This is a genomic window from Mediterraneibacter torques (genome assembly GCF_044591705.1).
Lineage (GTDB): Bacteria > Bacillota > Clostridia > Lachnospirales > Lachnospiraceae > Mediterraneibacter > Mediterraneibacter torques.
Genome location: NZ_CP172594.1, coordinates 773,081 through 798,293 on the forward strand (window position 1 = coordinate 773,081; position 25,213 = coordinate 798,293).

Sequence of the window (25,213 nt, forward strand, 5' to 3'; positions counted from 1 at the left end):
GTGAAGAAGTTTTTGTAATGGAAACGGAGCAAAGGGGCGAACAATCAATAAGTTTGAGTATGTTTCGTATTGCAGAAATGACAGCATCTGTCGTAACCAATCGGGGAAAGGGTGGTCAAATCAAGCGAGGCGGAAAGGAAAGAACACATGGACACAAGTAGTCTAATGGAGCAGATACTTTCTGGTGATAACCTCAATAAAACATATCTGCAAGTCGTACGAAACAAAGGTGCAGAGGGAGTGGACGGAATGAAGTACACAGAACTTCAAGAACATCTTGAAAAGAACGGAGAAAACATCAAGGACCAGTTGAGGTCAAGAAAATATAAACCTCAGCCGGTACGGAGAGTGGAGATCCCAAAGCCGGAGGGTGGCGTCAGAAACCTGGGAGTACCAACAGTAACAGACAGATTTATACAACAAGCTATAGCGCAGGTATTAACACCAATCTATGAGGAACAATTCAGACCAAGCGGACTGAAATACCTTGGGTTTGGATTCTGCTTTGACACAAGAGCACACCAGTTTAAGGCTAAGTCACATGCAAAATCAGTTGTGAAGTTTAAGAGAAGAATGAAAGTACTTACTTGTCGAAGAGACTAACTGCATTTGGATTAGTCTCAATGTTAGATTACTACACCGAAAGGTGTGTTACTTGTTAAGTTGATTGAACCGCCGTGTACCGGATGGTACGCACGGTGGTGTGAGAGGTCGGGGATTTATTAAAATCCCCTCCTACTCGATTTATGAAAAATATTTGGTAATTACAAATTAAGCAGATCGGAAAATTTGTGAATGGTCATTTTTGCATCAGGAACATTTCCGAATCCGTATTCGGCAAAAATAAACGGAATACCTGCAGCGTGGCAGGCGTCTGCATCGCCTTGTGTATCTCCGACATAAACAGGAGATGACAGGTGATTTCGATCGATCAGCATGCGAAGCGTTTGTCCTTTAGAAACGCCCGTTTCTCCGAAACAAAGATGATCTTTTATGAAATGTTCGATACCGATTGCCTGCATTGTTGCTTCGATATATCCGCATTGACAGTTGCTGACAATAAAAAGAGGGTATTTTTTAGAAAGCTTTTCAATAGTGTCAGCGACTCCTTCATAAATGATTCCGGGATGATTTTTTAAATAATTGTTTTCGAGCTCACAGCAGGCGGAAAGCAGAGAATCTTTTTCCGTTTCGGAAAGTGAGGGGAAAAGAATATCTCCGATGTCGGTCATTGTTTTCCCGAAAACACTTCCGAGAATTTCCCTGTCAAGTGTAATGTCGAGGGAAGAGAACTTTTTGATTGCCAAATTCCATGCGGCGGCAACAGAATCGGCAGAATCCCATAGTGTGCCGTCTACGTCAAAAATTATGCTGTCCATGTATATAATTCCTTTCATTTGTATGATCATATGATAACCATAGCATAAAATCAACCTTTTAAAAAGAGGCTTTTTAGTGTATACTTGAGTATGATTGTGAAACGGAGGTAATTGCTGCCATGCGAAAGAAAATCGTATTGATAGATGGACATAGTATTTTGAATCGTGCATTTTATGGAGTTCCCGATCTGACAACTCCGGAAGGTCTGCATACGAATGCTGTGTACGGGTTTTTGAATATTATGTTTAAAATATTAGATGAGGAGAAACCGGAGTATCTGACTGTTACATTTGATGTTCATGCGCCGACATTTCGTCATGAGATGTTTTCGGAGTATAAAGGAACGAGAAAACCGATGGCAGAAGAACTTCGTCAGCAAGTTCCCGTAATTAAAGAAGTGCTTGAAGCAATGAATATTTCTACAATAGAAAAAGCGGGGCTTGAAGCGGATGATCTGTTGGGAACGCTTTCACGCATGTGCGAAGAAAGCGGAATGGATGTATCGATCATATCAGGAGACAGAGATACGCTGCAGCTTGCCACTGAACATGTGAAGATTCGGATTCCGAAGACGAAGCAGGGAAAAACAGAGATTGAGAATTATTATGCTGCAGATGTTGTTGAACGATATAAAGTAACGCCGAGAGAATTTATCGATGTGAAAGCTTTGATGGGGGATTCGGCGGATAATATTCCGGGAGTTCCGGGGATCGGCGAAAAAACAGCAACAAAAATTATTATGGAGTATCAAACGATTGAAAATGCGTATGCACACGCGTCGGAATTAAAGCCGCCCCGGGCAAGTAAGAATATTCAGGAGTTTTGGGAACAGGCAAAAATGAGTAAAGTGCTTGCGACGATTGAAACACATGCGGATTTTGAGTTTGATATTGAAAAAGCGCATTATGAAAATCCTTATACGGAAGAAGCGTACAAAATTTTTGAGCGGCTTCGTTTTAAAAATATGCTTGGACGTTTTTCTATAGAAACGAAAGAAAATAAAATAGAAAAGATATTTCGAGAAGTTACGGAAAAAGAAGAAATAGAACGTATTTTTGCGATGGCGGAGAAAGCACAATGTGTCGGGGTAGCATTGTCAAAAGATGAAGGAAACGTACTCCCTCTTTTTGCACATCCTTCGGGATTCGGGAGAATTGCCATAGCTTGGAGTGAGAAAGATGTTGTTACGATTCCATGTGATCTTTCTACGGATATGGAATTTTTATTTGCAAAGTTGTCGCATGTTGCGGAAAAAGTGAGCTGTTTCTCAGTATGTGGTTTGAAAGAAATTCTTCCGTATATCAAAAATGTAAAGCAAAGCAGCGCGTTTGATGTGATCGTGGCAGCTTATCTGTTAAATCCTCTAAAAAGCGATTATACGTATGAAGATGTGGCAGAACAGTATCTTGGGATTGCAGGCGGGATACAGGCTGAACTTAATGTGAAGTGTTGTTATGAGGCCTACACGGCGTTTGCGGCGGCATCGGTTCTTGATAATAAATTAAAAGAAGCTGAAATGGATCGTCTTTTTTATGAGATTGAAATGCCTTTGGTTTTTACATTGTACGAGATGGAATCGGCAGGTGTGAAAGTAGAGGCTGAAGCTTTGAAATTGTACGGAGATCAGTTGGGAGAGCAGATCATACAACTTGAGCATCAGATTTATGAGATGGCGGGGGAAGAGTTTAATATTAATTCCCCGAAACAGCTTGGAGTTATTTTATTTGAAAAACTAAATATGCCACATGCGAAAAAGACAAAAACCGGATACTCTACAGCGGCAGATGTGTTGGAAAAACTGGCAGAAGAATATCCGATCGTAAGCAAAATATTAGAATATCGTCAGCTGGCAAAACTGAAATCAACTTATGCGGACGGTCTGGCGGTTTTTATCGGCGATGACGGCAGAATACACGGAAAGTTCAATCAAACGGTAACTGCGACAGGAAGATTGAGCAGTACAGAACCGAATTTACAAAATATTCCGGTGCGGATGGAACTTGGTCGGATGATCAGGAAAGTGTTTGTGCCAAAAGAAGACTGTGTTTTTGTCGATGCCGATTATTCGCAGATAGAACTTCGTGTTTTGGCTCATTGTTCGGGCGACGAGCAGTTGATCAAAGCATATCGGGAAGCGACTGATATTCATCGGATGACGGCGTCGCAAGTATTTCACACTCCGTTTGATGAAGTGACAGATTTGCAAAGAAGAAATGCAAAAGCCGTTAATTTCGGAATTGTGTACGGTATCAGTTCCTTTGGATTAAGTATGGATTTGAGTATTACAAGAAAAGAAGCGGCAGAATACATTGAGCATTATTTCGAGACTTATCCGGGAGTGAAAAAGTTTCTTGACGATTCGGTAGAAAATGCAAAAGAAAAAGGATATGCAGTTACGTTGTTCGGCAGAAGGAGACCTGTGCCGGAATTAAAATCGAGCAATTTTATGCAAAGGAATTTCGGAGAGAGAGTTGCGATGAATGCTCCGATACAAGGAACCGCAGCAGATATCATGAAAATTGCGATGATCGATGTCCATAAAGAACTTAAGAAAAGAAATATGAAATCGCGTATGATTTTGCAGGTCCATGATGAATTGCTTATTGAGGCAGAGTGTTCGGAAGTAGATGAAGTGAAAGAAATTTTAAGAGATAAGATGGAAAACGCCGTGAAATTGTCTGTTCCGCTAATTGTTGATATGCATACCGGGAAAAATTGGTATGAGGCAAAATAGACGATTTGTCGGGAAGCAGTATAAAGGATAGAAAATAGAATGAAAGTTTTAGGAATCACCGGCGGAGTTGGGTCGGGAAAGAGCGAAGTATTGGATTATTTGGAAAGCAGATATGGAGCTTATGTTTGTCAGATGGATGAAGTGGCAAAGCGATTGGAAAAAAGAGGAGAAATATGTTTCCGGAAAATCGTGGACAGGTTCGGAGAAGCGGTCGTCGGAACTGACGGGGAATTAGATCGTAAAAAACTTGGCGAAATTGTGTTTTCCGATGAAGGAAAACGGAAGATCCTGAATGAAATTGTTCATCCGCCGGTGTTGGATTATGTGAAGAAAGATATAGAAAAGCGAAAGAAGGAAGGGCGGAAGCTGTACGTGTTGGAATCGGCTCTTCTGGCAGAAGCAGGGCAGGAATTGTGCGATAAAATCTGGTATATTTATACAGAAGAAAATGTTCGGAGAATCCGCCTGGAACGATCAAGAGGGTATACTCAGGAAAAGATCACACAAATGATGGCATCTCAGCTTTCGGTGGAGCAATTTCGTGAAAATTGTACGGATGTAATTGATAACAGCGGAGATTTTAAAGAGACAAAAAGACAAATAGGAGCGAAGATACAATTATGAGAATGTGCAGCATTGCAAGTGGGAGCAGCGGCAACTGTATCTATGTCGGAAGCGATGATACGCATTTATTGGTAGATACGGGAATCAGCAAGAAAAGAATAGAAGAAGGGTTGAAAACATTAGAATTAAAAGGCGAAGATTTAGATGGGATCTTAATTACTCATGAACACTCGGATCATATTCAAGGATTAGGAGTATTCAGCAGAAAATATGAGATTCCGATCTATGCTACGCCGGGAACGATCATGGGGATCAAAAGTTATTCCGGTTTGGGGAAAATGCCGGAAGGACTATATCGCGAGATCCGTGCGGATGAACCTTTTGAACTGGGAGATATGACTGTAAAACCGTTTGCGATTTCACATGATGCAAATGAACCTTCGGGATATCGATTGGAGCAGGGAGGAAAATCAGTTGCGGTTGCAACGGATCTTGGAAAATACGACAGCTATACAGTCGAATGTCTGAGAAATCTTGATGCAGTTCTCCTTGAGGCAAACCATGACATTCATATGTTGGAAGTCGGAGGATATCCGTACTACTTGAAACAGAGGATTCTCGGTGACAGGGGACATTTATCAAATGAATTGTCAGGTCGTCTGCTTTGTGATATACTACATGATAATCTGAAACATATCGTGCTCGGGCATTTGAGCAAGGAAAATAATTACGCAAAACTTGCATATGAGACGGTCAAATTAGAAGTTACGCTGGCAGATAACGAGTACAAAGGCGACGATCTGGATATGTTCGTAGCGAACAGAGATACCGTTTCGGATATTATTACGGTTTGATCAAGGAGGAAAATAAAATGAAAAAATGTATTGTTACAGTACTTGGCAAGGATACAGTGGGCATTGTTGCAAAAGTATGTACATATCTTGCGGAGAATAAAATTAATGTTTTGGATATTTCACAGACCATTATTCAAGGATATTTTAATATGATGGTAATTGTTGATGTGACAGAACTTCCAAAAGATTTTACTCAGATGTGCGACGAGATGGAGAAACTCGGTGATGAGATCGGTGTCAGCATCCGTTGTCAGAGAGAAGATATTTTTGAAAAAATGCACAGATTATAAGAGAAGAGTTCATAAGACGACACAGGATAGAGAGGATAAACAATATGATCAATATGTATGAAGTTTCCGAAACTAATGAAATGATCGAGCATGAGAATCTGGATGTAAGAACGATTACGCTCGGCATCAGTCTTCTCGATTGTATTGATTCGGATCTGGAAGAGCTCAACCGTAAAATATACGATAAGATTACCGAGACGGCAAAAGATCTTGTATCTGTAGGTCGTGATATAGAAAAAGAATTCGGGATTCCGATTGTGAATAAACGAATTTCCGTTACTCCGATTGCTTTGGTCGGTGGTGCTGCATGTAAGAGTCCGGAAGATTTTGTGACGATCGCAAAAACGCTGGATAGAGCAGCAGATAAAGTAGGGGTCAATTTTATCGGTGGTTATTCGGCTCTGGTATCCAAGGGAATGACGAAAAGTGATGAGAATCTGATTCGTTCGATCCCTCAGGCGCTGGCGCAGACAGAAAGGATCTGCAGTTCCGTAAACGTAGGTTCTACAAAGACCGGGATCAATATGGATGCGGTACGCCTGTGCGGCGAGATTGTAAAAGCAACAGCAGAAGAGACGAAAGAAAGAGATTCTCTCGGGTGTGCAAAACTTGTTATTTTCTGTAACGCTCCGGATGATAACCCGTTTATGGCAGGTGCGTTCCTCGGAGTGACAGAGTCGGATGCGGTGATTAATGTCGGTGTCAGCGGCCCCGGTGTTGTGAAGAAAGCATTGGAAAAAGTTCGCGGAAAAGGATTTGAAGAGTTGTGTGAGACGATTAAAAAGACAGCGTTTAAAGTTACCCGTGTCGGACAGCTCGTGGCAGGAGAGGCGTCTCAAAGGTTAGGCATTCCGTTTGGCATTGTGGATCTTTCGCTTGCGCCGACTCCGGCAATCGGAGACAGCGTTGCGGAAATTTTGGAAGAAATCGGCTTGGAAAGAGTCGGGGCACCGGGAACAACGGCTGCTCTTGCGATGCTTAATGATCAAGTGAAAAAAGGCGGAGTTATGGCATCTTCTTATGTAGGAGGTTTGAGCGGCGCATTTATTCCGGTTAGTGAAGATCAGGGCATGATCGACGCAGTTCACGCCGGTTCACTTACATTGGAAAAATTAGAAGCTATGACATGTGTCTGTTCGGTAGGACTGGACATGATCGCCATTCCGGGGCATACAAGCGCAGCTACACTTTCCGGAATTATAGCAGATGAGATGGCGATCGGTATGGTAAACCAGAAAACAACGGCGGTTCGCCTTATTCCGGTAATCGGAAAAGATGTAGGAGATACCGCGGAATTCGGAGGACTTCTCGGATACGCTCCGATCATGCCGGTAAACGAATTCAGATGCGATGCATTTGTGAGCAGAAAAGGAAGGATCCCGGCTCCGATTCACAGCTTTAAAAATTAAACGGAAAAACAAGACAGAAGGAAATAAATGGTCTGAGATAGTCAGGTTTAAAGTGATAAAGGGAGAATGATATGAGTAAGATTGCGGTCGTAACAGACAGTAATAGTGGTATTACACAGGAAAGAGCGAAAGAATTAGGGATTTATGTACTTCCGATGCCTTTTTTTATTGATGGTGAGTTATATCTTGAAGACATCACACTGACACAGGAACAGTTTTATGAGAAGCTCAGAGCGGATTCGGATATATCTACTTCCCAGCCTTCCCCGGGAAATGTGATGGAACTGTGGGAAAGTGTGTTGAAAGAATATGATGAGATCGTATGTATTCCTATGTCAAGCGGACTTAGCAGTACATGCGAGACGGCAATGTCTATTGCGAGGGAATATAAAGGGAAAGTTTATGTTGTGGACAACCAGAGAATCTCGGTTACACAAGAACAATCTGTATATGATGCAATGTATTTGCGCGATAAAGGGATGTGCGCGGAAGAGATTAAAAATATTCTCGAAAAAGAGAAGCTGCAGGCAAGTATTTATATCACAGTTGATACGTTGAAGTATTTGAAAAAAGGAGGAAGAATCACTCCGGCGGCTGCGGCGATCGGAACTGTATTGAATTTGAAGCCGGTTCTTCAGATTCAGGGTGAAAAATTAGATGCATTTGCAAAAGTCAGAGGGTGGAAAGTGGCAAAGAAAACGATGCTGAATGCAATCGAAAAAGATCTCAATGAGCGTTTTGCAGATGTGAAAGAAGATATTATACTTGGTATGGCATATACATGTTCAAAAGAAGAAGCGATGGAATGGAAGCAGGAGATCATGAATCGTTTTCCGGGATATGAGTTTTTGGAAGCTCCTCTGTCATTAAGTGTTTCCTGCCATATCGGTCCTGGAGCAATGGCGGTGACATGTATCAAAAAAGTGTCGAGATAATGTTTCATAAAAAATAAAATAGAAAGACAAAAACGCATCTGCAGGATCTGAATATCCGGCAGATGCGCTTTTATAAATATCAAATTTTGAAACAGGCGCTTTCGGCTCTTTCAATCAGCCGATACCGCCAAAGAAAATTCCGAGAATGTAGACAAGTACTGCAACACCGCAGAATACATATTTTGTCATTGGTTTGAACCATTTTCCGATCGTGCGCACGCGACCGAGCTGAGCGGCATTTCTTGCAAATTTATCTCCGCATATCCAGAACATTGTAATTCCGGCAAGCAGTGCTCCGAGAGGGATTACATAGATGGAGATACTGTCCATCCATGCGCTTAAGAGCCCGCCTTCTACGAAGATTCCAACAGCGGCAGTGATGACGCCGATAAAAGTGATCGCAGATCGACGAGACCAGCCGAGCCGTTTTTGAAGCGCTTCTACCGGACTTTCTAAAAGGTTCATTAAAGAAGTGATTCCGGCAAAAAGTACGGCGAGGAAGAAGATAATTGCAAAAACTCTTCCTAACGGAATATCACGTATAACAGCGGGAATTGTAATGAACAAAAGTCCCGGTCCGGAGTTCGGCGCCATGCCGAAAGAGAATACGGCCGGGATGATAACAAGACCGGCTAGTAATGCGGCTGCTGTGTCAAAAAAAGCAACGTATTTGGCACTGCTTACAACATCTACATCAGATTTTAAGTAACTTCCGTAAACAACAGTTCCGCTTCCGGCAAGGGAAAGGGAGAAAAATGCCTGCCCCATCGCGTATACCCACGTGCGGGGATTGGCCATTTCCGACCAGTCGGGTTTGAATAAGTACGAATACCCGGGCGCTGAACCGTCGAGGAAAGCAACGCGGACTGCAAGGAATAAAAAGAGAACAAAAAAAGCAGGCATCATGATGCGGTTTACTTTTTCGATTCCCCGGGCAACTCCGAATGACATGCAGAGCAAGACAAGGAAAAGACCTAAAAGATGCCACGGAATGCTGCCAAAGTCGCGGGAAAGTTCTCCGAATATGGCAGAAGGATCTTCTTCACTGATAATTTTTCCTGTGATCGAGTCGGCAAAAAATTTCAAGATCCAGCCGATGATGACGCTGTAACCGATTGCGATTCCGAGCGATCCGATAACGGGGATCAGCCCGATGAATGTGCCAAGTTTTGACCCCTTCATTTCATAAGCCTTCTTAAATGCGCCAAGAGGTCCGGACTGCATCGCGCGTCCGAATGCCATTTCTCCGATCACTCCGGTAAATCCGATAAGGACAACGAAGATGATATAGGGGATGAGAAATGCGGCTCCGCCGAATTCACCTGCGCGGTAAGGGAAGAGCCATATATTTGCCATTCCTACAGAGCTTCCGATGCAGGAGATGACAAACCCCCATTTGTTGTTGAATTTGTCTTCAGTTGTAATTTGTTTTGATTTCATAGTGTTAAACTCTCTTTCCTTTTCTTCTTCCGTACAGATGTGCTTTTATATACGGAAGATTCAGCAAAACAATCTTGGGAGTGCGTGCTGATTATACTATCATATCATGATTTAAAAGAAGATAAAACAATAAACGATAAGTTTGTCATTTTTCATGTCGGTTCCATAATTTGCGGAAAGTTAAAGCGGAAAGTTAAGAAAAATAAAGATGTCAATAACTTATGAAAATGTCACTTTTTAATATAGAAATTTATTTGAAAAAATGTCACTTTCATAAAAGGGCTAATGCCCTTTTATGAAGCTGACTGCTGCTTCTCGAAAAATAGCTCATATAAAAATTTAAGTGACAGATTATAATCCTCCATCCACCAGATTGCTTTCCATTCATCACTGCTGTGACGCAGCTGAAGGTGTGGTTCTACTGTTTTTGACACTTTTTGGGGAACTTCTGTATTGGCATTTTTGTTCTGAGGTTTCAGATAACGGATGGTATTATAGATTCGTCCGCCGTACTCTACACGAATTCCAAAACGTGGGTTAATTAATACAGTGATCTCACGGCGGGCATTGATAATCGGAAATCCCTCATCTAGGATTTGAAAACACCGATTTTTAAACGAAAATGTCCCGGCTGCATCTGTTTTTCTCGTGTGCTTTACACAAAGGATGGAATCCAGATTCAAATCTTTTGCGGCAGAGACAAAAATAGACTCTGCTTCCGGCTCAACGGCAAACCTCTGATTGAAAAGTTCCCTGTACTCTGTTTCCAGAAAACGGTTTGCTTCTGACACAGTAGTAATCCCACGTTTTGCGAACTCAACAGGGAGCCTGCTCTGCAGTGTGACCCATAAACGTTCAATCCGCCCCTTTGCCTGAGGAGTCTTTGCGAAAATAAGGTCAATGCCCAATTCGTGCAGGGAACGTCCGAACTGGGTAAGATGGACAGTCTTGCCTGCGATTAGTTCATCAACAGTCAGCTTTCCGGTTTTAGGAGAACGGAAGATGGTATGGTTGTCAGAATAAACCGTCTGTGGGATGCCGAAATCAGAGCAGCATTGACGCATGGTTTCCAGATAACCGTAAAGGCATTCATTCTGTGTCAGGAAAAGTCCGACGACCTGCCCGGTAGCATCATCGATAGCACCATGAAGGGCGTATTTGATATTTCCCCCAAACCACTCGTAAGGCGTGGCATCGATCTGGATGAGCTGTCCGGGATGGGGCTTACGTTTGCGCCGATGTGTGCGGTGTCGGATTTTTTTCTTTTTAGGGCTTTCAAAACCAGCATTTTTTAGTATACTGGAAAGAGCAGAGTAGGAAAGTTGAATTCCGAAATCTGCAGAGAGTATATCTTTGAAATGGAGGAAGTTGGCATTAGAGAATTCTGGGCGGGAATAAATCTTAAGGACAGCTTCCTTCAATTCGTCAGAAACGGAGTGAACGGGTTTTCTACCGGTATTTTTATGAATGAGGGATTGAGCGCCAGAGGTAAGGACTCCTTTCTTTAAGCGTGTGATCTGGCGTGTGGAGAGACCCAAAAGTTCAGCAGCCTGTTGTCTGGAAATAGACTTGTCAATGAAACGGTTGATGACAGTCAGCGTTTTCAGTTGTTCTTGTGACAATGTAATTTTACCTTCTTTCATAGCTTTAATAGAATACCAAAAAGAGACAAAACCTCAAGTGAATCTTAAGGAGACATTATCACAAGTTAATAACAGTTAAGAAAAATAAAGATTGACAAAGGAAAGTATGTGTGTTAGTATAATCTTTGCGTGAAGCAAAAAACAAAGTAGAGTATCCACTCTCACCATAGCACAAGCGCGTGACTATGGTCTGATAACGAAGAACTTCCTTTCGGATTTTCCGAAATGGTTTTATTGATTGTCGGGTGGATATGATATTCACTCGTTTTTTTGTGTTTCGCATAGGAAACCTGAAGGAATTCATTTGACGGAGGTATACGACAATTAGCGATTTAATGATTAACGAGCAGATCAGAGACAGAGAGATTCGTCTGATCGGCGAGGATGGGGAACAGTTAGGTATCATGTCAGCCCGTGAGGCTATGAAAATCGCTCAGGAAGCGGAACTTGATCTCGTGAAGATCGCACCTGCGGCTAAACCGCCGGTCTGCAAGATTATTGATTACGGAAAGTATAAATACGAGCAGGCAAGAAAAGAAAAAGAGGCGAAGAAGAAGCAGAAAACGGTCGAGGTTAAAGAAGTACGTCTCTCACCGAACATTGATACAAATGACTTGAACACGAAGATAAACAATGCAAAGAAATTCATTTCCAAAGGCAATAAAGTGAAAGTGACACTTCGTTTCAGAGGAAGAGAGATGGCGCACGTTCAGCAAAGTAAGCATATCCTTGATGATTTTGCCGAGACACTGGCAGATGTTGCGGTAGTTGAAAAACCGGCAAAAATGGAAGGAAGAGCTATGAGCATGGTTTTAGCTGAGAAACGTTAAGAACCGATATGCCCGGAATGAGATCCAAAGAGGCAGCACAATAAAGGAGGAAATTATCATGCCAAAAATCAAAACAAACAGAGCAGTAGCAAAGCGCTTCAAAAAGACAGGTACAGGGAAACTGAAAAGAAATAAAGCTTATAAGAGCCATATCTTAACAAAAAAATCGACAAAGAGAAAAAGAAATCTCAGACAGTCGACAATTACAGATGCAACAAACGTAAAGAACATGAAGAAGGTATTACCATATCTGTAAGAAGAAGTCTGATCGTGCGTATGAGATGTTGTCGGACGATACAGTGATTACAGAATAATGGTCTTATTTAAGGAGGATTAAGAAATGGCAAGAATCAAAGGCGGAATGAACGCTAGGAAGAAACATAACAGAACATTGAAATTGGCAAAAGGATATAGAGGAGCTCGTTCTAAACAGTACAGAGTTGCAAAACAGTCTGTAATGAGAGCACTTACATCCGCATATGCAGGAAGAAAGCAGCGCAAACGTCAGATGAGACAGCTTTGGATTGCACGTATTAATGCAGCGGCAAGAATGAACGATCTGTCTTACAGCAAATTCATGCACGGATTAAAACTGGCAAACGTTGATATTAACAGAAAGATGCTTGCTGAGCTTGCAGTAAATGATAAAGAAGGTTTCGCAACACTTGCAGCTCTTGCAAAAGAAAAACTTGCATAATAAAAGTAAGAACAAAAAGACTCCCGAACAGTTATACTGATTGGGAGTCTTTCTTGTAAGTATATTTTGTTTTGATGAGTTTTTGAAAAGTTTTTGAAAAGATGAAAAGAAAAGTAAAAAAATATTGACATTTATATTTTAACGTGATAAAGTGGCTGTAAACCGATGAGGAAGAGCAAGTAATTCCGATAATCAGTTTCACAGAGAGCCGTAGATGGTGGAATGCGGTATACTGACTTGGGATGAATGGGCTTCTGAGGGCAAGCTGAACATTTGAAGTATAGAAGTAGGTGAGCCGGAGAGATAACTCCGTTATAAAAATGGGCATATGTTAGTATGCGTGAGTGGATGTGTTTTCACATCAAGCCGGGTGGCACCGCAGGAGTTTTGATATATAATTTAGAATTACGACTCTTGTCCCTGCAATAGTATCATTGTGTGGGACAGGAGTTTTTTATATTATTAAAGAAAGAATTTATGATGTAAAAGATATTTTGAGAATTGTCTGTAAAGGAATCATATCCGGGCAAGTTAAAGTTCCACAAAAATTCAGAGGTATATAAAGAAAATTTTGAAAGGAGAATAACAATGAGTGAGAAGAAGATCCCTTATAAAATTTATTTGGAAGAAAGTGAGATGCCGAAGACATGGTATAATGTCCGGGCAGATATGAAAAACAAGCCGGCGCCCCTTCTGAATCCGGAAACATTTAAGCCGATGACAGAAGAAGAATTAAGCGTTGTATTTTGCGAGGAATTAGTGAAGCAGGAATTGGATAATGAAAATCGTTATATAGAAATTCCGGAAAAAATACGTGACTTTTACAAGATGTATCGTCCGGCGCCGCTGATTCGTGCGTATTGTCTTGAGGAAAAATTACAGACACCTGCAAAAATTTATTATAAATTTGAAGGGAATAATACAAGTGGAAGCCATAAGCTGAATTCGGCGATCGCCCAGGCATATTATGCGAAAGACCAAGGCTTGAAAGGCGTGACAACGGAGACGGGAGCGGGACAGTGGGGAACTGCTCTGTCAATGGCATGTTCTTATCTTGATTTGGACTGTAAGGTGTATATGGTGAAATGTTCCTATGAACAGAAACCATTCCGAAGAGAAGTAATGCGTACTTATGGAGCGAGTGTTACTCCTTCACCGTCTGAAACAACAGAAGTGGGAAGAAAAATTTTGGCAGAGCATCCGGGAACTTCAGGAAGCCTTGGATGTGCCATTTCCGAGGCTGTGGAAGTGGCTACACATACGCCGGGATACCGCTATGTGCTTGGAAGTGTGTTGAATCAAGTTCTTCTTCATCAGTCAGTGATCGGGGTTGAGTCAAAGATTGCAATGGATAAGTATGGGATCAAGCCGGACATTATTATCGGATGTGCAGGCGGAGGATCCAACTTGGGAGGTCTTATCTCCCCGTTTATGGGAGAAAAATTAAGAGGAGAAGCCGATTACCAGTTTATTGCGGTGGAGCCTGCGTCCTGTCCTAGTTTGACAAGAGGCGTTTACGCATATGATTACTGCGATACAGGTATGGTTTGCCCGCTTTCTAAAATGTATACATTAGGCAGTGGATTTATTCCGTCTGCAAGTCATGCGGGAGGATTGAGATATCATGGTATGAGTTCTGTTTTATCGCAGCTTTACGAAGATGGATATATGGAAGCTCGTTCGGTAGAACAAACAGAGGTATTTAAAGCGGCAGAGAAGTTTGCGAGAGTAGAAGGCATTCTGCCGGCTCCTGAAAGCAGTCATGCGATTAAAGTTGCGATTGACGAAGCTCTTAAATGTAAAGAAACAGGGGAAGAAAAAACGATCTTCTTCGGACTGACAGGAACAGGATATTTTGATATGTATGCATATGAGAAATTCCATGACGGAAAGATGAGTGACTATATTCCATCTGATGAAGAGTTAAAAGAGGCTCTTGCAAAACTTCCGAAAGTGCCGGAAAACTTATAAATATAGTTTCAGCTCGGTGTTTGAAAATTGAAAAATGCAGATGTAAAAATCAGTTTGAATTGTCAATGTGATTAAGGAGGCTTTTCACAAGATTTTTACATCTGATTAAAAAAAGTGTTGACTTTTTTTGCTGATAATGATATTATATCATTCGTGGTCAGCAAAACAAAGATCACGAATCCTATATGGAATGCGGAAGTGTCGGAACTGGCAGACGAGCAAGACTAAGGATCTTGTAAGCATTGCGCTTGTGTGGGTTCAAGTCCCATCTTCCGCATTAGATAAAAGTAGAAAGTCTTTTTTATGAAGGATTTTCTACTTTTATATTCTGAGAGATATGGAAACAAGAGATTTTTTAAAGGGATTAAAAAGTATCTTATCTTATAGAAAATCTCATCATAAAAAGTAAAAAAACATTGACTTTTTATTCCTCCAATGTTATTATATTTCTTGTGGTCAGCAAAACAAAGATCACGAATCCTATATGGAATGCGGAAGTGTCGGAACTGGCAGACGAGCAAGACTAAGGATCTTGTAAGCATTGCGCTTGTGTGGGTTCAAGTCCCATCTTCCGCATTAGATAAAGAGAACAGGAAATCTTAGAAAGGTTTTCTGTTTTTTTGCGTGGTCTTTTTGTTTTTATGACTAGGCTCTTCAATTTGAATGATTTCTTAAAAAGCTTCAAATTGTTTCAATGGATGGTAATTCTTCCGGTAAGCTCATCCAGAGAGATTCTGAAAAAATCGGCAATCTCTATGAGCAGGTAGATATCGGGCAGTGTGATTCCACGCTCATAAGCGGAAAGTGATTGGCGGCTGATATTAAGTTTTTGCGCAAGATCTGCTTGTTTTAACTGATTTCTCATACGCAGTCGGCGGATATTTTCGCCTACGGCATTTTCTTCTTTTTTCATTGCAAGGAGGATAGATCCTGTTTTGAAAAACACACAATATATATTGATTTTATCATGCTTTTTCATCAGAGAAATGATATATCCTAAATATGAGTAAAGGCATATCCGGTATTCGGATAGCACGATAAGAAGTATCGGATACAATGGAGAAAAACGATAAGGGGATGTATAGAAGTGCTAGAGAACAGGGTGAAAGAGTTGCGTACTGAACGGGGATTGAGGCAGGGAGATTTGGCCGAAAAGATGAATGTTTCACAGCAGACGATCAGCCGTATAGAAAATGGGGAAAATGTTCTGCCATCGGATATATTGATTCATTTATCAAAATATTTTCATGTGTCAACGGATTACATATTAAAGCTATCGGACGTGAGAATGACACAGGAATATCGTTTGGAAATGGAACAGATGTTATTAAGACACTTTGAATTCTTTTTGAGTTACTGCAGGTTGAACAGGACGAATCAAAAGGTGATCAGCTTTTTGGCTGCGCAGATGGAAAAGGCAGAGGAGAAAAAAATTAAAGAATGAGTTTAAGAGTATATAAGACGGTAAAAGTTTTTAAGTATCAGTCTCATGTTGGTGGATGGGAATCAGTAAGGACAGAACAGATATAAAAGGGAAAATCTTATCAGATTTTTCTTTTTTTTATTTTACCCAAACTGTTTGTTTTATGAAATTATATGATATAATTACGATAATTTATTTGAAATTGTCAATAATATCTGAATAAATGTAAGGAGGATCAGTAATGTTAGAAAAGATAGATTTGAATAAAAAAATGTCAAAGCAGGAATATAGTGAAAGTCTTCCGAAGATAGAGGCGGAACTTGGAAGACTTCAAAGAGAGTGTAAAGATTTAGATATTCCGGTCATGATCGTATTTGAAGGATTCGGAGCATCCGGGAAAGGACTTCAGATAGGAAAGTTGATCCACAGTATGGATCCGCGGGGATTTGAGGTGCATACGATTAAAAATGAGACGGAAGAAGAACGGATGCATCCGTTTTTGTGGAGGTTTTGGATCAAGACTCCGGAAAAGGGAAAAATTGCGGTTTTTGATGGAAGCTGGTATCGAAAAGTGTGGGTAGACCGATTTGAAAAAAGGACGCGGGAGAAAGAACTGAAAGATGATTTTGCGTCGATCAATGCTTTTGAACAGCAGCTTTCAGAAGGGGGAACGCTGATTATAAAACTGTTTTTGGATATTGATCAGGATGAGCAGGAGAAACGTTTTAAAAAATTGGAGAAAAAGAAAGAGACGCAATGGAGAGTGACTCAGGGAGACAAAGAGAGAAATGTTAAATATGACGAGTATGCGTTGATGGCAGAAGAAATGCTGTTTTGTACGGATACGGATTATGCGCCGTGGACAATTATAGAAGCGACTGACAGGCGGTTTGCGACAACAAAAATATATATGACGGTGATACAAGCTATGCAAGAGCAGATCCGACGTCAAAAAGAGAATAGTGCTCTGTTGGAGAAAACAAATAAAATAGTGGAAGAAGTTTGTGAGGAAAAGGAAGTTCAGATCGCACAATATGCAGAAAACAGATTTTCGGAAGTTTCAATCTTGTCAAAAACAGATCTTTCCTGCAGCTATACAAAAGAAGAATATAAGCAAAAACTTGATAAACTTCAGAGGAAGGCGGAGCGGCTTCACGGAGAATTATATAGGAAGAGAATTCCGGTAGTGATCGGATTTGAAGGTTGGGATGCCGCAGGAAAGGGAGGTGCGATTAAGCGTCTGACAGAAAAAATGGATCCTCGGGGATATGTGGTAAATCCGACAGCTTCTCCGAATGAGGTTGAAAAAGCGCATCATTACTTGTGGAGATTTTGGAAGGCGATGCCAAAAGACGGACATGTGGCGATTTTTGACAGGACATGGTATGGTCGGGTGATGGTAGAAAGGATCGAGGGATTTTGTACGGAAGAAGAGTGGAAACGCGCATACAAAGAGATAAATGATATGGAGAAAGATCTGGCAAATGCAGGCGCGGTTATTCTGAAATTTTGGATGCATATTGATAAAGAAGAGCAGAAACGCAGATTTTGCGAAAGGATGGAAAATCCGGAAAAACGATGGAAGATTACGGATGAAGACTTAAGAAACCGTGAAAAATGGGATCTCTACGAGCATGCGGCAGATGAGATGATCATGAGGACGTCTACGGCCTATGCGCCGTGGGTTATTGTGGAGGGAAACGATAAGTATTATGCACGGATCAAAGTGCTTAAGACAGTGACAGATGCGATTGAAAAGAGATTAAAGGAAAGGTGATATTATGACCATCAGGGAGCAGCTTGAACTTCGTGAACTTGAATATTTAAGTTCTTATGCGGCATTAAGCAAAGACTCGAAGGGACGGAAAAGAAAAGAGGAACCGTGTGATATCCGACCGGCTTTTCAAAGAGATCGTGACCGGATTCTTCATTGTAAAGCTTTCCGAAGGCTGAAACAAAAGACGCAGGTTTTTCTTCTTCCGAAAGGAGATCATTATAGAACGCGGCTTACACATACGTTGGAAGTGTCCCAGAATGCGCGTACGATAGCAAAAGCATTGCGTTTGAATGAAGACCTTGCAGAAGCAATCGCTCTGGGGCATGACCTTGGTCATACGCCTTTCGGTCATGCGGGGGAAAGAGCTTTAAATCATGTATATCATTTCGCGCATCAAAAGCAGAGTCTTCGTGTTGTAGAACGGATTGAGAAAGAAGGGCGCGGACTGAACCTGACATGGGAAGTCCGTGACGGAATACTGAACCATCAGACGTCAGGACATCCTCATACTTTGGAAGGGCAGGTTGTCCGCATTTCCGATAAGCTTGCATATATCAACCACGATATGGATGATGCAATAAGAGGAGGAATTCTGACAGAGGATGATATTCCTTCTGATTTGCGGCAGGCTCTTGGAAGTTCGTGTAAAGAGCGGCTTAATACTCTGGTGCATGATGTGATCACGAACAGTATGGATCAGCCGGTTATTAAAATGTCTTCGGAAACGGAACGGGCGATGAAAGATCTGCGGAAATTTATGTTTGAAAATGTATACTTGAATCCGAACGCAAAAGGGGAAGAAGATAAGGCGGTACATATGATCGAACAGCTTTTTGAATATTATGCCGAACATACAGAAGTCCTTCCCCGGATTTTTAAGGAGGCTTTGGAAAATTCGGATGATGAGAAAGAACAGATCATCTGTGATTACATTGCCGGAATGACAGATTCTTATGCGGTTAAAAAATTCCAGGATTATTTTGTGCCCGAAGCATGGAAAATTTAAAAAAATAAAGGAAATCAAAAAGTTTTGTCGAATATAATATATAGGACAATCTTTTATGGAGGGTAAACATGTATTATCCGGATGAATTAATAGAGGAAGTAAGAACGCGAAATGATATCGTAGATGTCATATCCGATTATGTCCGTCTGCAGAAAAAGGGAAGCTCCTATTTCGGACTGTGTCCGTTTCATAATGAAAAATCGCCTTCGTTTTCTGTCAGCAGACAGAAGCAGATGTATTACTGCTTCGGATGCGGGGCAGGGGGAAATGTATTTACGTTTTTGATGGAGTATGAGAATTTTTCATTCATGGAGGCTGTAAAATTTCTTGCAGACAGAGCGGGAATTGCACTTCCGGAGGCCGAATATTCGAAGGAAGCAAAACAAAGGGCGGATTTAAAAGCGTCTATTTTAGAGATAAATAAAATCGCTGCCAGATATTATTATGTGCAGCTAAAGTCCGAAAGAGGAGTGGGAGCACATACATATTTGACGGACAGAGGTTTGACAGAAGAGACGATCACGGCGTTTGGACTTGGATATTCAACAAAATACAGTGATGATCTGTATCAATATTTGAGAGGAAAAGGGTATAGTGAAGATCTGATCCGGCAGGCCGGACTGATCAATACAGATGAACGACAGGGAGTGTATGATAAATTTTGGAATCGTGTCATCTTTCCGATCATGGATGTAAACAGCCGGGTGATCGGGTTCGGAGGCCGCGTTATGGGGGACGGAAAACCGAAATATTTGAATTCTCCCGAGACGGCAGTGTTCGACAAAAGCAGGAATTTATATGGACTTAACAGAGCGAGGACATCGAGAAAAACTTATTTTTTGCTTTGTGAGGGATATATGGATGTTATCTCTTTGCATCAGGCTGGGTTTACAAATGCCGTGGCATCTCTCGGAACGGCTCTTACATCAGGACATGCTTCTTTGATCAAAAGATATGTTCAGGAAGTTTATCTGACATATGACAGTGATGATGCAGGTACAAGAGCGGCGCTTCGAGCAGTTCCGATACTGAAAGAGGCGGGAATATCGGCAAAAGTAATCCGTATGGATCCGTATAAAGATCCGGACGAATTTATTAAAAATCTTGGCGCGCAGGAATTTGAAAATCGTATCCAAAATGCAAGAAACGGGTTTATGTTCAGTCTTGAAATATTAGAGAGAGAATTTGATATGGCTTCCCCGGAAGGAAAAACTGCTTTTTTCAGAGAGGCGGCAAATAGGCTGCTCTCATTTGAAGATGAATTGGAACGGAACAATTATATCGAGGCAGTTGCATCTGCATATAAAGTAAGCAAAGAGAGTCTGGAAAAACTTGTCGCAAAAACTGCTGTAAGTACAGGACTTGCCCGCCCGGTCACACGCCCGAAAAAAGCCGATGGGGCGGTCTTGCAAAAAGAAGACGGAATTGTTACATCGCAGAAAGTTCTGCTTACATGGATGATCGAAAATGAAAATCTGTATTCAAAGATAAGCAGTTACATAAGTCCGGATGATTTCACAGGAGAATTAAATCGGCGCGTTGCGAAACTTTTATATGAGCAGCATGAAAAAGGAGAACTAAATCCGGCAAAACTTTTGAATCATTTCACATCAGAGGAAGAACATAGGGAAGCGGCTTCTCTTTTTCATACGAAAATCCGCCAACTGAAAACAAAAGAAGAACAGGATCAGGCGTTGAAAGATACAATTTTAAAAGTAAAAGCTCACAGCATCAATGAGCGAACGCTGAATCTGGATCCGTCAGATATGGCCGGATTGCAGCATTTAATGGAAGAAAAGCGGAAGCTTGAGGAACTGAGGCAACTGCATATTTCTATAGATTAAGGATAAAATAAAACAAGATGATCTGCGTATGCGCACAGATCAGGAAGGATGGACACATGGAAGAGAATGCACAGAAATTTCTGGAAAAAATGAACGAGCTTGTCGCTCTGGGAAAGAAGAAAAAAAGTATACTTGATGTTCAGGAGATCAATGACTTTTTTGCGGACATGGAATTAAGCGCCGAACAGATGGAAAAAGTTTTTGAGTATTTAGAAGGACATAATATTGACGTCTTGCGGATCACGGCTGATACGGACGATGATGTAGATATCGACAATATGATCGCAGAGGAAGAAGAAGTCGATATGGAGAATATCGACCTTTCCGTTCCGGAAGGAGTAAGTATTGAAGATCCGGTTCGTATGTATTTGAAAGAAATCGGAAAAGTACCGCTTTTAAGTGCAGAGCGAGAGATTGAACTGGCGAAACGGATGGAAGAAGGCGACGAGGATGCAAAAAAAGAGCTGGCAGAAGCGAACCTGCGTCTTGTTGTCAGCATTGCGAAGCGGTATGTAGGACGAGGCATGCTCTTTCTTGATCTGATCCAGGAAGGAAATCTAGGCTTGATCAAAGCTGTTGAAAAGTTTGATTATCATAAAGGTTATAAATTCAGCACATATGCGACATGGTGGATTCGTCAGGCGATCACAAGAGCTATAGCGGATCAGGCAAGGACAATTAGAATTCCGGTTCATATGGTAGAGACGATCAATAAACTGATCCGTGTGTCAAGACAGCTTCTGCAGGAACTTGGAAGAGAACCGCTTCCGGAAGAAATCGCCAAAGAGCTGGATATGCCTGTTGAGCGTGTTCGGGAGATTTTGAAGATTTCTCAAGAACCGGTTTCGCTCGAAACTCCGATCGGCGAGGAAGAGGACAGCCATTTAGGAGATTTTATTCAGGATGATAACGTGCCTGTACCGGCAGAAGCTGCGGCGCAGACGCTCTTAAAAGAACAACTTGATGAAGTGCTCGATACACTGACCGAAAGGGAGCAGAAAGTATTACGTCTTCGTTTTGGAATGAATGACGGAAGAGCGCGTACATTGGAGGAAGTGGGAAAAGAATTTGACGTTACGAGAGAGCGTATCCGTCAGATTGAAGCAAAAGCTCTTCGGAAGCTGCGCCATCCAAGTCGAAGCAGAAAATTAAGAGATTATCTTGATTAATTATCCGGCAAACAGTGTAACCGAGAAAAGAGGATACAGATGGAATTATCAAAAAGACTCCGTGCAGTTGCAGATCTTGTAACTGCCGGATATCAAGTGGCCGATATCGGAACGGATCATGCGTACATACCGATTTTTCTGACAGAGACAGGAAAAACAGATTATGCGGTAGCAATGGATGTCAATAAAGGACCGCTTAGAAAAGCGCAGGAAAATATTTGTGCGTATAAAATGGAAGAACAGATAGAAACACGTCTCTCAGATGGATTTTCTGCATTGAAAGTACAAGAGGTGCAGTCTGCAGTAATTGCGGGGATGGGTGGAAATCTTGTGATTCGTATTTTGGAGGAAGGGCATGATGTAGTTTCATGCTTAAAAGAGTGTATTCTTCAGCCGCAGTCTGAACCGGATAAAGTAAGAGCCTTTCTTTTGCAGGAGGGTTTTTTCTTTATAGAGGAAGACATGGTTGAAGAGGACGGAAAATACTATCCGATGATGAAAGTCCGGCCTCCAAAGAAGAGCGGAAAGAAAGACGGAATAAAATCGGAAATGTGGAATGACGTACAGCTTCAATATGGAAAGCTTCTTCTTGAAAAGCGTCATCCGGTGTTAAAGCGTTATTTGGAACGGGAGATTCGTATCAGAACAGATATATTAAAGTCGATTGAAAAGAAAGATTCTCAGAAGATACAAGTGAGAAAGCGGCAATTGGAAGAAGAATTAAATATTGCAGAGAAAGGGATGGAATACTATGCTTTGTAAAGAGATCATTCAAGTGATAGAGGCGTCTTATCCGAAAGAAGCGGCGCTTGATTTTGATAATGTGGGACTTTTGGCAGGGCGGCTGGAAAAAGAAGTAAGTAAGGTTTATCTGGCGCTCGATGCGACAGAAGAGGTGATCGATAAGGCGATTGCATTAGGAACAGATATGCTTATTACGCATCATCCTCTTATATTTTCCCCAATGAAGAGAGTGACAGATGAAGATTTTATAGGACGCCGTGTTGTAAAGCTGCTTCAAAATGACATTTCTTATTATGCAATGCACACAAATTATGATGTGCTTGGCATGGCGAAGCTGGCAGAAGATATTCTTGGTATTGAGAAAACATATGTGCTTGATGTGACAATGGAAAAAGACGGAGCAGAAGAAGGAATCGGAAGAATCGGAATGCTTGAGCGGGAAATGACATTGGAAGAATGTTGTCTCTATGTGAAGCATAAATTGAAATTGGGAAGTGTGAAAGTGTATGGAGATATGAAAAAAAATGTACATTGTCTTGCTGTTTCTCCCGGGGCGGGAAAGTCGGCGATAATGCCGGCGATAAAAAAAGGAGCAGATGTGCTTGTGACAGGCGACATAGGTCATCATGACGGTATTGATGCGGTTGAACAGGGGTTGGCGGTCATTGATGCGGGACATTATGGAACAGAGTATATATTCATAGACGATATGAAATGCTTTTTACATGAAAAACTTCCGGTATTGGATGTGATGTCGATTCCGATAGTTCATCCATTCCAAGTGCTTTAAAAGGTGGACTTTATTTGGGTAAAAGGAGTGTGTTCCGGAAAATGGAGAAAAAAAAGTATAATATTACAGTAGGTAACGAGACAAAAGAATTTGAGGAAGGAACAACATATCAAGCTGTTGCAAAAGAGTTCTGCGGTAGTTTTTCTCATCCTGCCGTTCTTGCAGTGGAAGGAGAAAACAGACTGCAGGAACTAAGAAAAACAGTTGAGAAAGACTGTGAATTGAAGTTTATTACGACAGCAGATGCAATCGGACATGAAACTTATAAAAGAAGTTTGTGCTTTCTTCTTGTAAAAGCGGTTCATGATGTGGCAGGACATGATAAGATCGAACGCGTCAGAATTCATTTTTCGGTGGATAAAGGATATTATTGCACAGTTGACGGAGATATAAAAATTACAGAGCAGTTCCTTGCGGATGTGGCGAAGCGGATGCGTTGGCTCTCAGATGAAAAAATTCCGATTAAAAAGAAGACAATTCATACAGATGATGCGATCGAATTATTTCACAGACATGGAATGTATGATAAGGAAAAATTATTTGAATACCGGAGGGTTTCAAAAGTAAACATATATAGTATTAATGAGTTTGAAGATTATTATTACGGATATATGGTTCCTGATACCGGATATCTGAAATATTTTTCTCTTCATTTGTATGATGAAGGCTTTGTCATTCAGATGCCGGTGAAAGAACAGCCGGAAAAGATTCCCGAATTTAGACCAAGTCCTAAATTATTTCATGTATTGAAAGAGTCTGTTTTATGGGGAGATTGTCAGGACATAGAAACAGTCGGAGCGCTTAATGAGATGGTAACAAAAGGAGATATGCGGGAAGTTGTGCTTGTGCAGGAAGCTTATCAGGAACGGAGAATAGGCGAGATTGCCAGACAGATTGCAGACCGGAAAGATGTTCGGTTTGTTTTGATCGCAGGGCCATCATCTTCCGGAAAAACGACATTTTCACATAGGTTGTCCATTCAGCTTAGGGTGAATGGATTAAAACCTCATCCGATTGCGGTAGATAATTATTTTGTCGATCGGGAACATACTCCGAAAGATTCAGATGGAAATTATGATTTTGAGTGTTTGGAAGCAATCGACATTCCCAAATTTAATGAAGATATGAGGGCTCTTTTAAAAGGAGAGGAAGTGTATCTTCCCATTTTTGACTTTAAAAGCGGTAAGAGAAAGTATGAATCTAAACCGAAAAAACTTGGTTCACAGGATATTCTTGTAATAGAAGGAATCCATTGTTTGAATCCAAAATTGACAGAGACAATGGCAGATGCGAACAAATTTAAGATTTATATCAGCGCATTGACTCAGTTGAACATCGATGAACATAATCGGATCCCTACGACAGACGGAAGGTTGATCAGGAGGATTGTAAGAGATTCCCGCACACGCGGCGCTTCTGCATCGAAGACGATTTCTATGTGGGCTTCAGTAAGAAGAGGAGAGGAAAAAAACATATTTCCGTTTCAGGAAGAAGCGGATGTGATGTTTAATTCTTCTTTGATCTATGAACTGGCAGTGCTGAAGCAATATGTGGAACCGCTTCTTTTTGCGGTGGATAAAGATTCAAAAGAATTTATTGAAGCAAAAAGGCTTCTTAAGTTTTTTGATTACTTTGTTGGGATCGGAAGTGAATTTATACCGACAAACTCTCTGTTAAGAGAGTTTGTCGGCGGTGGATGCTTCCGTTTATAGA

The 25,213-nt window shown here is 41.3% G+C and carries 22 protein-coding genes, 2 tRNA genes and 1 pseudogene; 21 read left to right on the forward strand and 4 right to left on the reverse strand.

Translation table 11 applies throughout. From position 1 onward, the window contains the following. Positions 1 to 147 precede the first annotated feature (147 nt). Positions 148 to 594, forward strand: a pseudogene (locus ACH9UM_RS03485) (hypothetical protein); the annotation flags it as partial. Between the two features lie 170 nt (positions 595 to 764). On the opposite strand, the gene ACH9UM_RS03490 reads toward ACH9UM_RS03485, so the two are convergent. Next, complete coding sequence (locus tag ACH9UM_RS03490) at positions 765 to 1,379, reverse strand: HAD family hydrolase (RefSeq protein WP_009242581.1); 615 nt, start codon at positions 1,377 to 1,379, stop codon at positions 765 to 767. Positions 1,380 to 1,498: 119 nt separating this feature from the next. Here ACH9UM_RS03490 and polA point away from each other — a divergent pair, with 119 nt between their 5' ends. The 6 genes from polA to ACH9UM_RS03520 all read left to right on the forward strand — a co-directional run bounded on the left by polA (position 1,499) and on the right by ACH9UM_RS03520 (position 8,166). Further along, complete coding sequence (polA, locus tag ACH9UM_RS03495) at positions 1,499 to 4,114, forward strand: DNA polymerase I (protein ID WP_004846391.1); 2,616 nt, start codon at positions 1,499 to 1,501, stop codon at positions 4,112 to 4,114. A 39-nt stretch (positions 4,115 to 4,153) separates the two neighbouring features. Next, positions 4,154 to 4,738, forward strand: coding sequence for a dephospho-CoA kinase (coaE, locus tag ACH9UM_RS03500; RefSeq protein ID WP_004846390.1), 585 nt, complete (start codon positions 4,154 to 4,156; stop codon positions 4,736 to 4,738). Further along, a complete protein-coding gene (locus tag ACH9UM_RS03505; RefSeq protein WP_004846389.1) occupies positions 4,735 to 5,532 on the forward strand; it encodes an MBL fold metallo-hydrolase in 798 nt (265 codons plus the stop codon). Before coaE ends, ACH9UM_RS03505 begins: the two co-directional genes overlap by 4 nt. A gap of 17 nt (positions 5,533 to 5,549) precedes the next feature. Beyond that, positions 5,550 to 5,822: an ACT domain-containing protein gene (locus ACH9UM_RS03510; RefSeq protein ID WP_004846388.1), complete on the forward strand. Its 273-nt coding sequence runs from the start codon at positions 5,550 to 5,552 to the stop codon at positions 5,820 to 5,822. Between the two features lie 44 nt (positions 5,823 to 5,866). Beyond that, the gene (locus ACH9UM_RS03515; RefSeq protein WP_004846387.1) at positions 5,867 to 7,231 is read left to right on the forward strand and encodes a PFL family protein; all 1,365 of its coding nucleotides are present in this window, start codon (positions 5,867 to 5,869) and stop codon (positions 7,229 to 7,231) included. Positions 7,232 to 7,302: 71 nt separating this feature from the next. Beyond that, the gene (locus tag ACH9UM_RS03520; protein ID WP_009320478.1) at positions 7,303 to 8,166 is read left to right on the forward strand and encodes a DegV family protein; all 864 of its coding nucleotides are present in this window, start codon (positions 7,303 to 7,305) and stop codon (positions 8,164 to 8,166) included. Positions 8,167 to 8,280: 114 nt separating this feature from the next. On the opposite strand, the gene ACH9UM_RS03525 is transcribed toward ACH9UM_RS03520, so the two are convergent. Continuing rightward, complete coding sequence (locus ACH9UM_RS03525; RefSeq protein ID WP_009242585.1) at positions 8,281 to 9,606, reverse strand: sodium-dependent transporter; 1,326 nt, start codon at positions 9,604 to 9,606, stop codon at positions 8,281 to 8,283. Between the two features lie 293 nt (positions 9,607 to 9,899). Next, on the reverse strand, positions 9,900 to 11,228 hold the full coding sequence (locus tag ACH9UM_RS03530; protein ID WP_009321027.1) for an ISNCY family transposase: 1,329 nt from the start codon (positions 11,226 to 11,228) through the stop codon (positions 9,900 to 9,902). Positions 11,229 to 11,584: 356 nt separating this feature from the next. Here ACH9UM_RS03530 and infC point away from each other — a divergent pair, with 356 nt between their 5' ends. The 6 genes from infC (at position 11,585) to ACH9UM_RS03560 (ending at position 15,323) form a co-directional block, all read left to right on the forward strand. Continuing rightward, positions 11,585 to 12,079 (forward strand): translation initiation factor IF-3, encoded by a 495-nt coding sequence (gene infC / locus ACH9UM_RS03535; protein WP_004846383.1) that lies wholly within the window; start codon positions 11,585 to 11,587, stop codon positions 12,077 to 12,079. Positions 12,080 to 12,137: 58 nt separating this feature from the next. Continuing rightward, positions 12,138 to 12,335: a 50S ribosomal protein L35 gene (gene rpmI, locus ACH9UM_RS03540; protein WP_009242587.1), complete on the forward strand. Its 198-nt coding sequence runs from the start codon at positions 12,138 to 12,140 to the stop codon at positions 12,333 to 12,335. A gap of 84 nt (positions 12,336 to 12,419) precedes the next feature. After that, positions 12,420 to 12,776, forward strand: coding sequence for a 50S ribosomal protein L20 (rplT, locus tag ACH9UM_RS03545; protein WP_004846381.1), 357 nt, complete (start codon positions 12,420 to 12,422; stop codon positions 12,774 to 12,776). A gap of 588 nt (positions 12,777 to 13,364) precedes the next feature. After that, positions 13,365 to 14,747, forward strand: coding sequence for a TrpB-like pyridoxal phosphate-dependent enzyme (locus tag ACH9UM_RS03550; protein ID WP_004846379.1), 1,383 nt, complete (start codon positions 13,365 to 13,367; stop codon positions 14,745 to 14,747). Between the two features lie 192 nt (positions 14,748 to 14,939). Then, positions 14,940 to 15,024: transfer RNA gene (locus ACH9UM_RS03555), tRNA-Leu, on the forward strand. Between the two features lie 214 nt (positions 15,025 to 15,238). Continuing rightward, a tRNA-Leu gene (locus ACH9UM_RS03560) sits at positions 15,239 to 15,323 on the forward strand. A gap of 115 nt (positions 15,324 to 15,438) precedes the next feature. Here ACH9UM_RS03560 and ACH9UM_RS03565 read toward each other — a convergent pair. After that, complete coding sequence (locus ACH9UM_RS03565) at positions 15,439 to 15,660, reverse strand: helix-turn-helix domain-containing protein (RefSeq protein WP_227070336.1); 222 nt, start codon at positions 15,658 to 15,660, stop codon at positions 15,439 to 15,441. Between the two features lie 174 nt (positions 15,661 to 15,834). On the opposite strand from ACH9UM_RS03565, the gene ACH9UM_RS03570 reads away from it, so the two are divergent. The 8 genes from ACH9UM_RS03570 (at position 15,835) to ACH9UM_RS03605 (ending at position 25,212) form a co-directional block, all read left to right on the forward strand. Further along, on the forward strand, positions 15,835 to 16,191 hold the full coding sequence (locus ACH9UM_RS03570; protein WP_009242588.1) for a helix-turn-helix domain-containing protein: 357 nt from the start codon (positions 15,835 to 15,837) through the stop codon (positions 16,189 to 16,191). 220 nt (positions 16,192 to 16,411) lie between these two features. Then, on the forward strand, positions 16,412 to 17,947 hold the full coding sequence (gene pap, locus ACH9UM_RS03575) for a polyphosphate:AMP phosphotransferase (protein ID WP_004846234.1): 1,536 nt from the start codon (positions 16,412 to 16,414) through the stop codon (positions 17,945 to 17,947). Between the two features lie 4 nt (positions 17,948 to 17,951). Continuing rightward, a complete protein-coding gene (locus tag ACH9UM_RS03580; RefSeq protein WP_004846233.1) occupies positions 17,952 to 18,953 on the forward strand; it encodes a deoxyguanosinetriphosphate triphosphohydrolase in 1,002 nt (333 codons plus the stop codon). 68 nt (positions 18,954 to 19,021) lie between these two features. Beyond that, positions 19,022 to 20,797 carry a DNA primase gene (gene dnaG, locus ACH9UM_RS03585; protein WP_004846232.1) on the forward strand — a complete coding sequence of 592 codons (1,776 nt, stop codon included), beginning with the start codon at positions 19,022 to 19,024 and terminating at the stop codon, positions 20,795 to 20,797. Positions 20,798 to 20,853: 56 nt separating this feature from the next. Next, positions 20,854 to 21,966: an RNA polymerase sigma factor RpoD gene (rpoD, locus tag ACH9UM_RS03590; protein WP_009242592.1), complete on the forward strand. Its 1,113-nt coding sequence runs from the start codon at positions 20,854 to 20,856 to the stop codon at positions 21,964 to 21,966. Between the two features lie 39 nt (positions 21,967 to 22,005). Beyond that, positions 22,006 to 22,728, forward strand: a complete 723-nt coding sequence (locus tag ACH9UM_RS03595; RefSeq protein WP_004846230.1) for a class I SAM-dependent methyltransferase — start codon at positions 22,006 to 22,008, stop codon at positions 22,726 to 22,728. Beyond that, positions 22,718 to 23,500 carry a Nif3-like dinuclear metal center hexameric protein gene (locus ACH9UM_RS03600; protein WP_004846229.1) on the forward strand — a complete coding sequence of 261 codons (783 nt, stop codon included), beginning with the start codon at positions 22,718 to 22,720 and terminating at the stop codon, positions 23,498 to 23,500. The genes ACH9UM_RS03595 and ACH9UM_RS03600 overlap by 11 nt, the downstream gene beginning before the upstream one ends. 41 nt (positions 23,501 to 23,541) lie before the next feature. Further along, the gene (locus ACH9UM_RS03605) at positions 23,542 to 25,212 is read left to right on the forward strand and encodes a nucleoside kinase (RefSeq protein WP_004846228.1); all 1,671 of its coding nucleotides are present in this window, start codon (positions 23,542 to 23,544) and stop codon (positions 25,210 to 25,212) included. The last annotated feature ends 1 nt before the right edge of the window (position 25,213 follow it).